12 protein-coding genes are annotated in these 13,964 nt (G+C 37.8%); all 12 read left to right on the top strand.

What is annotated here, in order from left to right; genetic code table 11:
* The first annotated feature begins 225 nt into the window (after positions 1–225).
* The 12 genes from dpaA to N782_RS06330 all read left to right on the top strand — a co-directional run bounded on the left by dpaA (position 226) and on the right by N782_RS06330 (position 13,964).
* Positions 226–1,122 carry a dipicolinic acid synthetase subunit A gene (gene dpaA / locus N782_RS06385; protein WP_036817583.1) on the top strand — a complete coding sequence of 299 codons (897 nt, stop codon included), beginning with the start codon at positions 226–228 and terminating at the stop codon, positions 1,120–1,122.
* Positions 1,122–1,712 carry a dipicolinate synthase subunit B gene (locus N782_RS06380; RefSeq protein WP_036817582.1) on the top strand — a complete coding sequence of 197 codons (591 nt, stop codon included), beginning with the start codon at positions 1,122–1,124 and terminating at the stop codon, positions 1,710–1,712. Before dpaA ends, N782_RS06380 begins: the two co-directional genes overlap by 1 nt.
* A gap of 95 nt (positions 1,713–1,807) precedes the next feature.
* Positions 1,808–2,863, top strand: coding sequence for an aspartate-semialdehyde dehydrogenase (gene asd / locus N782_RS06375; RefSeq protein WP_036817581.1), 1,056 nt, complete (start codon positions 1,808–1,810; stop codon positions 2,861–2,863).
* 22 nt (positions 2,864–2,885) lie between these two features.
* On the top strand, positions 2,886–4,106 hold the full coding sequence (gene dapG / locus N782_RS06370) for an aspartate kinase (protein ID WP_036817579.1): 1,221 nt from the start codon (positions 2,886–2,888) through the stop codon (positions 4,104–4,106).
* 22 nt (positions 4,107–4,128) lie between these two features.
* On the top strand, positions 4,129–4,992 hold the full coding sequence (dapA, locus tag N782_RS06365; protein WP_036817577.1) for a 4-hydroxy-tetrahydrodipicolinate synthase: 864 nt from the start codon (positions 4,129–4,131) through the stop codon (positions 4,990–4,992).
* 411 nt (positions 4,993–5,403) lie between these two features.
* Positions 5,404–6,141 carry a ClpP family protease gene (locus N782_RS06360; RefSeq protein ID WP_036817575.1) on the top strand — a complete coding sequence of 246 codons (738 nt, stop codon included), beginning with the start codon at positions 5,404–5,406 and terminating at the stop codon, positions 6,139–6,141.
* Positions 6,138–6,362, top strand: coding sequence for a YlzJ-like family protein (locus N782_RS06355; RefSeq protein WP_036817573.1), 225 nt, complete (start codon positions 6,138–6,140; stop codon positions 6,360–6,362). Before N782_RS06360 ends, N782_RS06355 begins: the two co-directional genes overlap by 4 nt.
* Before the next feature lie 90 nt (positions 6,363–6,452).
* A complete protein-coding gene (locus tag N782_RS06350; protein WP_036817566.1) occupies positions 6,453–8,804 on the top strand; it encodes an FtsK/SpoIIIE family DNA translocase in 2,352 nt (783 codons plus the stop codon).
* Between the two features lie 390 nt (positions 8,805–9,194).
* Positions 9,195–9,920, top strand: coding sequence for a GntR family transcriptional regulator (locus N782_RS06345; protein ID WP_036817565.1), 726 nt, complete (start codon positions 9,195–9,197; stop codon positions 9,918–9,920).
* A 133-nt stretch (positions 9,921–10,053) separates the two neighbouring features.
* Positions 10,054–11,208: a BMP family lipoprotein gene (locus N782_RS06340; RefSeq protein ID WP_036817564.1), complete on the top strand. Its 1,155-nt coding sequence runs from the start codon at positions 10,054–10,056 to the stop codon at positions 11,206–11,208.
* Between the two features lie 189 nt (positions 11,209–11,397).
* Entirely contained in the window at positions 11,398–12,924 is a 1,527-nt protein-coding gene (locus N782_RS06335; RefSeq protein ID WP_036817562.1) for an ABC transporter ATP-binding protein, read from the top strand.
* Complete coding sequence (locus N782_RS06330; RefSeq protein ID WP_036817560.1) at positions 12,924–13,964, top strand: ABC transporter permease; 1,041 nt, start codon at positions 12,924–12,926, stop codon at positions 13,962–13,964. The genes N782_RS06335 and N782_RS06330 overlap by 1 nt, the downstream gene beginning before the upstream one ends.

Raw genomic sequence — 13,964 nt, 5'->3', positions numbered from 1 at the left:
AAAACTATTTCATGATTATATCAACAACAAACTTTAACATAGCCTTTTTTAAAATAGCTTCGTTTAAGAGAAGCTATGTCATGGTAACGTAATGATTGAACATACATAAAAAGCTGAAATAGCCGGATCCTGTGCATTTAATTAGGACATTCACCTTTTGCCATGGTAGTCATAGGATATGAGAGAATCGAGTGAGTTATTTAGGTGTAAGGTGAGGTGATATGAATGTTGACCGGTTATTCAATTGCAATTCTTGGTGGCGATGCTCGTCAGCTTGAGGTAATTCGAAGATTGAGTGAATTAGACGCTACGTTACATTTGATAGGGTTTGATCAGTTAGATCATGGTTTTACAGGTGCTAAGCAAGAAGCATTAAGTGATGTAGATCCAAAAGAACTGGATGCTATGATTTTACCTGTACCAGGAACAAACTTACAAGGAGATATTGATACAATCTTTTCTAATCAGTCTATTCAACTAACGAAAGAATGGTTGGAACAAACTCCTGAACATTGTTTGTTATTTACTGGTATAACCAACAATTATTTAACAAATGTAACTCAAGAGACCAATCGTACATTAATACCGTTATTCGATCGCAATGATGTTGCGATATACAATTCAATCCCTACAGTTGAGGGAACAATTATGATGGCTATTCAACATACAGACTTTACAATTCACTCTTCCACAATACTTGTATTAGGACTTGGGAGGGTGGGGATGAGCGTCGCTAGAACCTTCGCTTCATTAGGTGCAAAAGTAAAGGTAGGAGCACGTAAATCAGAAGACCTGGCACGTATTTATGAAATGGGACTTGAATCGTTTTCTATTAAAGACTTAAAACAGTATAGCCATGACTGTGACATTATGATTAACACGATACCTGCGCAAGTGGTTACAGCAGCAGTCATACAAAATATGCCAAACCGTACGTTGATTATAGATTTGGCTTCTAAACCCGGTGGAACTGATTTTCGATACGCTGAAAAAAGAGGAATTAAAGCCTTATTAGCTCCTGGTCTTCCAGGAATTGTTGCTCCGAAAACAGCAGGTAGCATTCTGGCAAATGTGATTACTCAGGTGTTAATAGAAGAATTAGGGGAAAGGGGTAATGAGTAATGTCTTTAAAAGGTAAAGTGATTGGCTTTGGTTTGACAGGTTCTCATTGTACGTATTCAGAGGTATTCCCTCAAATGGAAAAGTTAATAAAAGCAGGGGCAACGGTTGTTCCAGTGGTATCTTATACTGTCCAGAAAACGGATACGTATTTTGGTGATGCTGCAGATCATTTAAAGAAGATTGAAGAAATTACTGGAGAAAAATTAATTAGTACGATACCCGAAGCGGAGCCACTAGGTCCGAAACGACCATTAGATTGTATGGTGATTGCTCCTTTAACTGGAAATTCATTAAGTAAGATGGCTAATGCGTTAACAGACTCCCCAGTATTAATGGCAGCTAAAGCAACATTACGTAATCAAAACCCGGTAGTATTAGCTGTTTCTTCTAATGATATTTTAGGGCTCAATGGGCAAAATCTTATGCGCTTGATGGCGACAAAGAATATTTTCTTTGTACCTTTTGGTCAAGATAACTTTATAAAAAAGCCAAACTCGATGGTAGCTGACATGGAAAAGATTCCAGAAACCATTGAAGCAGCTCTTGAATTTAAACAAATCCAGCCTGTTATTATTGAAAGATCCAGCTAAAATGCGACTTGATGGTATCACGTTTTTTTTAGTATATGGTACAATGAAATTTACTAGTATAAAGTATTAAACGTGAGGAGAAGGGAGAAACAATTATGGCTGAACAAAAGAAATATCATGTAGCAATCGTTGGAGCAACAGGGGCTGTAGGTCAAAAGATGCTAGAGACATTAGAAGATCGTAACTTCCCTATTGAAACCTTAACGTTATTATCATCTAAACGATCCGCAGGTAAAACGGTTCGTTTTCAGGATAAAGAAATTACAATACAAGAAGCTACGCCAGAAAGCTTTGAGGGCGTAGACATTGCTTTATTCTCAGCTGGTGGCTCTATTTCTAAACAACTTGCACCAGAAGCGGTTAAACGTGGAGCTGTTGTAGTAGATAACACAAGTGCTTATCGTATGGATCCTAATGTGCCACTAGTGGTCCCAGAGGTGAATGAAGCAGATATAGAAAAACATCAAGGTATCATCGCCAATCCAAATTGTTCTACCATTCAAATGGTAGCAGCACTCGAACCTATTCGAGATGCATACGGTTTAAAACGCGTTATTGTTTCTACGTACCAAGCAGTATCAGGTGCTGGAAATGAAGCAAGTGATGAACTACGTAATCAAAGTGAAGCATTCTTAAATGAAGAAACGTACACTCCTGAAATTTTACCTGTAAAAGGTGATGAGCACCATTATCCAATTGCATTTAATGCTCTTCCACAGATTGATAAATTTGAGGAAAATGGCTATACCTTTGAAGAGATGAAAATGATCAATGAAACAAAGAAAATCATGCATGCTGATGAATTACATGTTGCGGCAACGTGTGTTCGTCTGCCTATCTTTACTTCTCACGCAGAAAGCGTATATATTGAAATTGATCAAGATGACGTAAAAGTAGATGAGTTCCAAAGTAAGTTAGCTAATGCGCCTGGTCTAACACTAGAGGATGATCCTGCTAATCAAGTGTATCCAACACCATTAAATGCTGAAGGTAAGCGTGATGTCTTCGTTGGACGTATCCGTAAAGATCTTGATCAGCCAAATGGCTTCCATCTTTGGGTAGTATCTGATAATCTACTAAAAGGTGCTGCTTGGAATTCTGTACAAATAGCAGAAAGTATTGTTAAGAATGATTGGTTACAACAGAAATAAAGATGAACGATGAGGTGTCAGCATGAAGATCCTGGTACAAAAATTTGGAGGGACCTCTGTTCGGAATGAAGAGGGACGTAAGCAAGCAATTTCGCATGTGAAAAATGCAGTCACAGAAGGGTATAAAGTCGTTGTGGTTGTCTCAGCAATGGGGCGTAAGGGAGATCCCTATGCCACTGATACTTTACTTGATTTAATCCAGTATCCACACCATCATGTATCAAAACGTGAAGAGGATTTACTAACTTCTTGTGGGGAAGTTATTTCATCTGTGGTTTTTTCGAATTCCCTAAATGAAGAGGGCATTCGTTCACAAGCTTTAACAGGTGCTCAAGCTGGGTTTGTTACCAGTGATGACTTCACAGAAGCAAAAATCAAAGAAATGAACCCTGAGCGCATTTTTGAGGAGTTTCAGTCAACAGATGTAGTAGTTGTGGCAGGTTTTCAGGGTCAAACGCTTACTGGAGAAACTACTACAATAGGTCGTGGTGGTAGTGATACTTCAGCGGCAGCTCTTGGTGCAGCCTTACAATCAGAATACATTGATATTTTTACAGACGTTGAAGGAATTATGACAGCAGATCCACGTTTAGTGGAAGCAGCTCGACCACTTGCTGTCATGACTTACAATGAGATTGTAAACCTTGCTTACCAAGGAGCTAAGGTTGTTCATCCTCGAGCAGTAGAGATTGCGATGCAGGCTAAAGTTCCTATGCGGGTACGCTCAACATATAAGAATGATTACGGGACATTAGTCACGAATTCAAGAAGTGATGGTAAGGGAAAGGATATTCCGGATCGTCCAGTAACAGGAATTGCTCACCTTTCCGGTGTTTCCCAGATTAAAGTCCATGCTAAAGATGAAGCATACCAGTTGCAATCGGAAGTATTTAAATCAATGGCTGAAGCGGGTATTTCTGTAGATTTTATTAACATTTCTCCTAAAGGTGTAGTGTACACAATACCGGGAATGTTTACAGAAAAGGCAAAAGCTATTCTGGAAGATATTGGTTATGAGCCTGAAATCTCTTATAACTGTGCAAAAGTATCTACAGTCGGCGCGGGTATTACAGGTGTTCCTGGTATTGCTGCAAAGATTGTTCATACGTTAACGAATGAAGGAGTACAAATTCTTCAATCTGCAGATAGCCACACGACAATTTGGGTATTGATAAAAGATGAAGACTTAGTGAAAACCGTAAACGCCCTACACAAAACATTTGAACTTGAACTTGGAGAATAAAATTTGAAAGGAGTAGGATGCCATGAATTTTGGTAGAGTACTCACTGCTATGGTTACTCCGTTCGATAACCGTGGAAATATAGATTTTGATAAAACATCGAACCTTGTTAATTATTTAATTGATCATGGATCAGACGGTTTGGTCGTTGCAGGTACTACTGGTGAATCACCAACGTTGACCTCTGAAGAAAAAGTGGCCTTACTAAAGCATGTTGTAAAAGTAGTAAATAAGCGCGTGCCAGTTATAGCTGGTACAGGTAGTAATAATACACATGCTTCTATTGAATTAACAAAAAAAGCAGAGCAAACAGGTGTAGACGGCATCATGCTCGTAGCGCCGTACTATAATAAGCCTACCCAAGAAGGTCTATATCAACACTTCTCAACGATTGCAGCTGAGACGAAACTACCGGTTATGCTTTACAACATACCTGGACGTTCAGTTGTTACGATGGAAGTTGACACGATTGTTCGACTTTCTGAAGTGGAGAATATTGTATCTGTTAAAGACGCTGGTGGCGATCTTGATGCTATGACAGAAATGATCTCTAGAACTGGTGATGACTTTTCTGTTTATAGCGGAGAAGATACTTTAACATTACCTTCCTTCTCTATTGGTGCATCAGGGATTGTTTCAGTATCTGCTCATGTTATTGGTAATGAAATGCAAGAGATGCTTCAAGCTGTTGAAGATGGAGATGCATCTAAAGCCGCAAAATTACACCAACAATTACTTCCAATAATGAAGGGATGCTTTATGGTACCTTCTCCATCCCCTGTGAAAACAGCTTTACAATTAAAAGGGGTCGATGTAGGTGGCGTTAGATTACCTTTACTTCCGTTAACATCGGATCAGCGTACTACATTATCTCAACTATTATCTTAATTAAATTTCGAAAGCTTCCCTTTTTAGGGAAGCTTTTTTTATCATCTAGCGAAAATTATAAAATTCAACGCTTGTGTATAACTCAAAAAGTGAAGTAGCCACGTCCAGCTCCAGCGCCCAGCGACTAGCAAACTTCCTGCACCTCCTTACGATAAGTCAACATCGAATCGCTAATGCTCTTCGTATTTCCTTTATCTCATACGGTTTTAAAGGATGTTCGATTAAGACCGCTACATCACGTAGCAACATCGAACCAACCCACATCATGTGGGCCGCAGTATATACGTCGCTACCTGCGCTCCCTGAGCTTTTGTTCTCTATTATGTAACGAAATTTCATTATGTTTTCTGAGTATGCTTCTTGTTAAATAGTTCATACTACACTTAAAGCTATGTAAAAGGAGCGATTCAGATGAGAAATGAGGAAGAACCGAATAAAGAAGGACAGGAAGATCAAAGCCAGGCCAAGGCATTAATGCAAAAAATTCAACAGTTAGGTCAGAGTCAAGTGGCACAGGCTCCTGACTCAAACATCCATATATTACCGATAATTGGTCAGATAGAAGGCCATGTACAGTTACCACCTAAAAATAAAACAACGAAATATGAGCATCTTATTCCACAAATTATAGCCATTGAGCAAAACCCTAAAATTGAAGGTTTAATTGTTTTACTTAATACAGTAGGTGGAGATGTAGAAGCAGGATTAGCCATTTCCGAGATGATTGCTTCGTTATCAAAACCAAGTGTTTCAATTGTATTGGGTGGAGGGCATTCAATAGGTGTTCCAATAGCTGTTGCAACGGACTATTCATATATTGTTGAGACAGCTACTATGACCATTCACCCTGTTCGTATGAATGGATTGGTCATTGGTGTTCCGCAAACATTTGAATACATGGAGAAAATGCAAGAGCGTGTGCTTGATTTTGTTACATCACATTCGAATATTGAAGAAGAGAAGTTAAAGGATTTAATGTTTGCAAAAGGAAATTTAACTAGAGATATAGGTACCAATGTAATCGGTGATGATGCAGTAAAGTATGGCTTAATCAATGAAGTAGGGGGAGTAAGTCACGCTATGAAAAAGCTAAAAGAAATGATTGATTCAAACAAGGATCAACAATCTGAAGGGTCGATGATTCAATGATACATTACACACCCTTAAGTGAATTTGATATCATCGAGGATGATCCATCTAGCTATGAAAACAATAAAATTATTTCCCTAAAAGGCAGAACCATGAAGGTACAAAAGATGGATGATGGAAATTTTCAAATTACACAATTGCTATCAACAGATCCCCAAGATTACTTAGATACAGATTTCATTCCTGGAACTATCCTATCATTGCAAGATTTTCAGGAGTGATAATGTATTTATAAACCTCATGCCTGTGATATAATAATAATGAGAGCAGCCGTTTGGGCTGCTTTCTCTAATGGGAGCAGAGGTGAGATCATGGCGAAAAAGAAACGAAAACGGAATAACAAAAAACAAACACAAATGAAAGATCAAGTGAAGTTTGAGCTAATTGGTCTTTTCTTGCTGTTTTTAGCGGTATTCGGCAGTGGTGCAAGTGCTATTGCTGGAGGAGCAATACCTAGTTCTTTAGAGCATCTATTTCAGTTTTTCTTTGGCATTTGGTACTTTATTGTATCTGTATTTTTGTCTATAGTAGGAATTTATTTAATGATACAACGGAAATGGCCTACATTCTTACATAAACGATTTATAGGATTTTATATCATTTTCGCTTCCCTTTTGTTACTTACACACGTACAAAGCTTTGAAGAAATTATGAGAGATAATGTGGAGCCTTCTATTCTTAGGACAACATGGAATCATTACGGTGCTTATCTAGCAGGAGACCTGCCTTCAACCCATTTAGGTGGCGGAATGATTGGAGCATCATTATTTGCGTTTACTTATTATTTATTTGCCCCTACAGGAGCAAAAATTGTAGCATTTTTCGCAATGATAGTTGGGGTCTTGTTTTTAACTGAAATATCATTGGGAAATTTCTTACAAAGAGTAATCGAACAAATGAGAGCATTTTTCCAAAAGCAATGGGAGCAAATAAAAGATCAAAAGCAAGATTACAGTGAAAAGAAAGCAGAAAGAAAGAAACAAAAAGAAGAATCTCAAGCTACTCAAGCGGAACAACGACCTGACGAACAGGAAACCTCCTATTCGATGGAGGGAGAAAGCGCGGAGCCAATAATCCAAGACTTTACTGATGTGGCATATGGTACTCAGTCGAATCAAAATAGCGATTCTAAATCAGATGAGAGCGTACAAGCTTCTATGGAAACAGGTAATCATTCGGAACAAATAACAGAAGATGATCAGTTTTCTCAATCACTCCCACTTACAGAAATTGAAAATTTTGATTATAAATTGCCTTCGATGGATTTGTTGGCAGAACCAACTCATAATGCGCAGCAACAAGAAAGATCCAAGATTCAAGCTACTGTTAAAAAACTTGAACAAACCTTCCATAGTTTTGGAGTAAAGGCTAAGGTAACCAAGGTACACGTTGGACCATCTGTAACAAAATATGAAGTATATCCAGATGTAGGGGTTAAGGTAAGTAAAATTGTTAATTTACACGATGATCTTGCTCTTGCGTTAGCAGCGAAAGATATACGTATTGAGGCTCCTATACCTGGCAAATCTGCTGTAGGTATAGAGGTGCCAAATCAGGAAATTGCTACAGTTTCTTTACGAGAGGTATTAGAATCACATACTAAAAATACAAGCTCTAAACTACTATTTGCACTTGGGCGTGATATTGCGGGGGAGTCTGTGGTATCAGAATTAAATAAAATGCCTCACATGCTAGTGGCTGGAGCTACAGGAAGCGGTAAAAGTGTGTGTATCAATGGAATCATCACTAGTATTCTTATGAGAGCAAAACCCCATGAAGTGAAAATGATGATGATTGACCCTAAAAAAGTTGAGCTCAATATGTACAACGGAATTCCACATTTACTTAGCCCCGTTGTTACTGACCCTAAAAAGGCTTCTCGTGCCTTGAAAAAAGTAGTTGATGAGATGGAGCGTAGATACGAATTATTCTCTGATACAGGTACAAGAAACATTGAAGGTTACAATGAATATGTGAAAAAGTATAATCAAGAAAATAATGAAAGCCAGCCTCAGCTGCCTTATATCGTAGTACTAGTAGACGAACTAGCAGACCTGATGATGGTTGCTTCAAATGAAGTAGAGGATGCTATCACCCGTTTAGCACAAATGGCAAGAGCGGCAGGGATTCATTTAATTATCGCCACCCAGAGACCTTCTGTTGATGTCATTACCGGTGTGATTAAAGCTAACATTCCATCTAGAATTGCTTTTAGTGTATCGTCAGCTACCGATTCTAGGACGATACTTGATACTGGTGGCGCAGAGAAGCTCCTTGGGCGAGGGGATATGCTATTTACTCCAGTTGGCTCATCTAAACCAACTCGTGTGCAAGGAGCTTTCCTTTCTGATGAGGAAGTTGAACGTATTGTTGATCATTGTGTGGAACAACAAAAAGCACAATATCAAGAAGAAATGATCCCAGATGAAGAACCTGAAAAGACAGAAGAAGTAGACGATGATTTGTATGATGATGCAGTCCAATTAGTTGTTGAAATGCAAAGTGCCAGCGTTTCGATGCTGCAACGTAGATTTAGAATAGGTTACACAAGAGCAGCAAGATTAATTGATGCTATGGAAGACAGAAATATTGTCGGACCATATGGTGGTAGCAAACCAAGGGATGTACTTGTTTCAAAACAGAGCGAAGAACAATCTTCTTAGGTTTTATGGGATACAGACTAACTAGTAAAGAATAATCACACATTTGCAACAGCCTAAATCCATTATAGATTTAGGCTGTATTTTTTTGTCTAGCATACTATAAACGGGTAAAGTTTGTGGATAACTTTGATAAGTGATGTGGCCACGTCGAGCTCCAGCGCCAAGCGACTAGTATGCTTCCCTAGTAATGCTTCAAATTACCACTGAAGGATTAAAAGTATATTAAAGTCAGATTATCTATGCTTAAAATATCACCATTTGTTCTATTTTCAAAAAAATAGTAGAATTCTATTTATTTATGTCGGTAAAAGTGTTATATTAATTTCGAACTAGATGAGTCGAACGTCAGATGTCAGATCTCTCACATCGACTAGAGCTGGAGTGAACAAAATGAGTATAAAAACAGACACAAGACATTTATATTTACAAGTAATCGATCAAATAAAGAAAGACATTGATAGTGGACTTTATAAAGAACGCGAAAAATTACCATCTGAATTTGAGTTATCTAAGAAACTAGGTGTTTCAAGAGCAACACTCCGGGAAGCTTTGAGGTTGTTAGAAGAAGAAAATGTTGTAACAAGAAGGCATGGAGTAGGTACATTTGTGAATGCCAAACCAGTATTTTCTTCTGGTATAGAAGAACTGTTTAGTGTGACAGATATGATTGCCCGTGCTGGAATGGTTCCATCAAGTCAGTATTTATCTACCGAAATTGTTGAACCTACAGAAGAAGAAACAAAAAAATTCCAACCATTACATGTAAACTCATTGGCAAAAATAGAACGTGTTCGTAGCGCTGATGGAGACCCGGTTGTTTATTGTGTAGATAAAATACCAAAACATCTTCTTCCAATGGAGTACTTGCACAAAGAAGGTTCTCTATTTAATTTATTGGAAGAATATAGTGGCAAGAGAATTACCTATGCAGTTACATTTATTGAGCCTGTCGGGTTTCAAGAGAGGATATCCTCCATTTTAAACTGTGAACCTGGTCAATCTATGTTGTTGCTAAAGCAGATGCATTACACAGAAGATGACGAGCCAATCTTGTATTCTAGTAATTATTTCAGAGCAGATAAATTTGGTTTTCATGTCTTGCGAAAAAGAATGTAAAAAATTTTTATTTATATGAAAAGGCTTTCAAAACCTTAACAAAATTTTAAGGAGGTGGTTTACAAAAATTGAGTTATGTTTCTGAAAATGTTGGATATTTAGATTTGTTTAATTAAGCATAGGGGGAATCAAATTGAAACAGCGACGTTTTTTTATGATTTTTGCTTTATTACTTACAATTGGATTAGTATTAGGAGCTTGTGGAACTTCCGATGACACAGCTAGTAGCAATGAGGATGGAGGATCAGAAGATCAAAATGATAGTTCTGAATCCGGAAATGAAGGATCAGAAGAAAGCACTGAATCTGAGAGTAATAGTGACTTTAGTGTAGCTATGGTTACCGATGTAGGCGGAGTCGATGATAAATCATTTAACCAATCTGCATGGGAAGGTCTACAAGAATTTGGTAGCAACAATGGCTTGGAAAAAGGTCAAGGTGGTTTTGATTATGCTCAATCAGAGTCTGATGCTGATTACTTAAACAACCTGACTCGATTAGTTAAAAATGACTTCAATCTCATTTTTGGAATTGGTTATAAATTAAATGATGCCATTTCTCAAGTATCTGAACGTTATCCTGATCGTCAATTTGCAATTGTAGACAGTGTAGTTGAAGGAGATAATGTTGCGAGCATCACCTTTAAAGAACACCAGGGATCTTTCCTTGTAGGTGTAGCGGCTGCAATGAAAACGGAATCTAATAAAGTTGGTTTCGTTGGCGGAACAGAAAGTGACTTAATTAAGAAGTTTGAAAGCGGTTTCCGAGCTGGTGTCAAATCTGTAAATAAAGACATTGAAATAGAAGTTCAATATGCAGGTGGATTTGATAAAGCCGATAAAGGAAAGTTGATTGCAAGTAATATGTATAAGCAAGGTACTGATGTGATTTATCATGCATCTGGTGCAACTGGTAATGGTGTGTTTGCCCAGGCTAAAGATATTAAGAAGAATGACCCTGAAGCTAATGTATGGGTTATCGGTGTAGACCGTGACCAATATGAAGAAGGACAAATAGGTGATAATAACGTTACATTAACATCAATGGTTAAACGCGTAGACATCGCTGTTCAAGACCTTTCTACTAAGTCTATGAATGGAAACTTCCAATCTGGTGTAATTAAATATGGTCTTGATGATGATGCGATTAGTGTAGCAACAACAAACGAAAAAGCTTATACAGAAGAAATTAGTAATTCCGTTAATGAGTGGAAACAGAAGATTACGAATGGTGATATTGAAGTACCAAGCACTCGTGAAGAATTACAGACATATTTAGATTCACTTTAAGATCTGGTCACTGTTTGAAAGAAAAAGGCTAGCTCGTCTAGCCTTTTTCTTTTTCTTCTATCTAACTGAAATCAGCAAATGAAAAGATAGAATATATGGTTACTTTTCATTTGCTGATTTCTTAGTAAAGAGAGAAATTGCAGATGTTTTTAGGTAGTTCGACTTAGGGATTAAGGAGTGAGAGAAATAATGGAATACGTTATTGAAATGTTAAACATTCGTAAGGAATTCCCAGGTATCGTTGCCAATGACAACATCACATTACAAGTGAAGCCAGGTGAGATACATGCACTATTAGGGGAAAATGGCGCGGGAAAATCCACATTAATGAATGTATTATTTGGTCTTTATCAGCCAGAAAAAGGAGAAATTAAAGTGAAAGGGGAACCGGTTAATATAACTGATCCGAATGTCGCGAATCAATTAGGGATTGGCATGGTTCACCAGCACTTTATGCTAGTCGATACGTTTACGGTAACAGAAAACATCATTTTAGGGATGGAACCTAAAAAAGGAAGTAAAGTTGATATAAAAAAAGCGGAAAAAGAGGTTCAGGAAATTTCCGAAAGATATGGGCTAAGGGTTGATCCAACTGCAAAGATACAAGATATTTCTGTTGGGATGCAACAAAGAGTAGAAATTTTGAAAACACTTTATCGTGGTGCAGATATTCTTATTTTTGACGAACCTACTGCTGTATTAACTCCTCAAGAGATACATGAACTAATTCAAATTATGCGAACGCTTATTAGTGAAGGGAAATCAATCATTCTCATTACTCATAAACTAAAAGAAATTATGGAAGTATGCGATCGTTGTACCGTCATTCGAAAAGGCGAAGGAATTGGTACAGTAAATGTATCAGAGACAACAACAAATGAGCTTGCTTCATTGATGGTAGGACGCGAAGTAAGCTTTACTACAGAAAAGGAAGCAGCCCAACCTAAGGAAGATATTCTACATATACGCAATCTCAGAGTGAAAGATGTTAGAGGCGTAGAAATGGTTAAAAATTTGGATTTAGATGTGAAAGCTGGAGAAATTGTAGGAATTGCTGGAGTGGATGGAAATGGCCAAAGTGAACTTATTGAAGCCATAGCGGGTCTTAGAAAGTCAGAAGCAGGTTCAATTTCGCTAAAAGGGAATGACATTACGAATCTTTCTCCCCGTAATGTCACAGAAACTGGTGTATCTCATATTCCACAAGACCGTCATAAATTTGGTTTGGTGTTAGATTTTCCAATCGGAGAAAATATGGTTCTACAAACATATTATAAAGAACCTTATTCCAAAAATGGTATTTTAAATTATAAAGAAATATATAAAAAAGCAAAAGGTTTAATAGAGGAATATGATGTACGCACCCCAAGTGAATACACACTTGCTCGGGCTTTATCAGGTGGTAATCAACAAAAAGCAATTATCGGCAGGGAAATGGATCGTGTACCAGATTTACTTATCGCAGCCCAGCCTACAAGAGGACTGGATGTCGGTGCTATTGAATTTATTCATAAGAAATTGATTGAAGCAAGGGACCAGGGTAAGGCTGTTTTATTGTTATCGTTTGAATTAGATGAAATCATAAATGTTAGTGACCGTATAGCAGTCATGTTTGATGGTCATATTGTTGCAAATGTTAAACCAGAGGAAACAACTGAACAGGAGCTTGGCCTTCTTATGGCTGGAAGTAAGAAACAGGAAGAAGGTGAGCTATAATGTTTGCAAGTCGTTTTTATAACATTGTCATACCTGTTATATCCGTTATTTTAGGGTTGATTGCAGGTGCTATCATAATGTTGCTATTTGGTTATAATCCGATTAGTGGATACGCCGCATTATGGAATGGAGCTTTTGGAGATCTTTATTTTACTGGGGAAACAATTGTAAAAGTAACTCCATATATTCTTTCTGGAGTAGCTGTAGCTTTTGCTTTTCGAACAGGTCTTTTTAACATAGGTGTGGAAGGTCAAGTGTTCGTTGGTTGGCTCGCTGCGGTTTGGGTAGGAGTTGCGTTGGATTTACCGATGATTTTACATCTACCTCTTGCGATTTTGGCAGCAGCTGTAGCTGGAGGGTTATGGGGATTTGTCCCAGGATTTCTAAAAGCAAAATTTAGAGTCCATGAGGTCATCGTATCTATCATGATGAATTACATTGCATTATATACATGTAACGCTATAATTAGGTCTGTCATAACAGATAATGAAGATAAAACAGAAAATGTAGCAGAAAGTGCTTCATTGGCTTCAGAGTGGTTGACTCAACTTACATTTTCAAGGTTGCATTATGGGTTTTTGATTGCATTAATTGGTGCTTTCCTTATGTGGTTTATTTTAGAGAAGACCACTAAAGGGTACGAACTCCGTTCTGTTGGTTTTAACCAAAATGCTTCAAAATATGCCGGAATGAATGTAGACAGAAATATCGTCTTGAGTTTTGTCATTTCAGGGGCTTTCGCTGGTGTTGCAGGAGCAATGCAAGGTTTAGGGACCTTTCAGTTCATGTCAGTCAACTCAGGATTTACCAATATAGGGTTTGATGGTATTGCTGTTGCGTTGCTTGGGGGTAATACAGCATTAGGATCGGTACTAGGTGCCTTTCTATTTGGTACATTAAAAGTTGGCGCTCTTAATATGCCCTCTGCTGGCGTGCCAAAAGAACTAGTTGATATTGTCGTAGCATTAATCATTTTCTTTGTTGCATCAAGTTATATTATTCGCTGGTTCCTACAACGTTCGAAAAAGGAGGGGAAATAA

This window comes from Pontibacillus yanchengensis Y32, from assembly GCF_000770635.1.
Taxonomy (GTDB): domain Bacteria; phylum Bacillota; class Bacilli; order Bacillales; family BH030062; genus Pontibacillus; species Pontibacillus yanchengensis.
This window is presented reverse-complemented; position numbering and strand designations above follow the sequence as displayed.

Coding starts and splice junctions, on each gene's coding strand:
- N782_RS06330 (WP_036817560.1), top strand. CDS start 12,924: ATGTTTGCAAGTCGTTTTTATAACATTGTCATACCTGTTATATCCGTT.
- N782_RS06350 (WP_036817566.1), top strand. CDS start 6,453: ATGGCGAAAAAGAAACGAAAACGGAATAACAAAAAACAAACACAAATG.
- asd (WP_036817581.1), top strand. CDS start 1,808: ATGGCTGAACAAAAGAAATATCATGTAGCAATCGTTGGAGCAACAGGG.
- N782_RS06335 (WP_036817562.1), top strand. CDS start 11,398: ATGGAATACGTTATTGAAATGTTAAACATTCGTAAGGAATTCCCAGGT.
- N782_RS06360 (WP_036817575.1), top strand. CDS start 5,404: ATGAGAAATGAGGAAGAACCGAATAAAGAAGGACAGGAAGATCAAAGC.
- dapG (WP_036817579.1), top strand. CDS start 2,886: ATGAAGATCCTGGTACAAAAATTTGGAGGGACCTCTGTTCGGAATGAA.
- dpaA (WP_036817583.1), top strand. CDS start 226: ATGTTGACCGGTTATTCAATTGCAATTCTTGGTGGCGATGCTCGTCAG.
- N782_RS06345 (WP_036817565.1), top strand. CDS start 9,195: ATGAGTATAAAAACAGACACAAGACATTTATATTTACAAGTAATCGAT.
- dapA (WP_036817577.1), top strand. CDS start 4,129: ATGAATTTTGGTAGAGTACTCACTGCTATGGTTACTCCGTTCGATAAC.
- N782_RS06380 (WP_036817582.1), top strand. CDS start 1,122: ATGTCTTTAAAAGGTAAAGTGATTGGCTTTGGTTTGACAGGTTCTCAT.
- N782_RS06355 (WP_036817573.1), top strand. CDS start 6,138: ATGATACATTACACACCCTTAAGTGAATTTGATATCATCGAGGATGAT.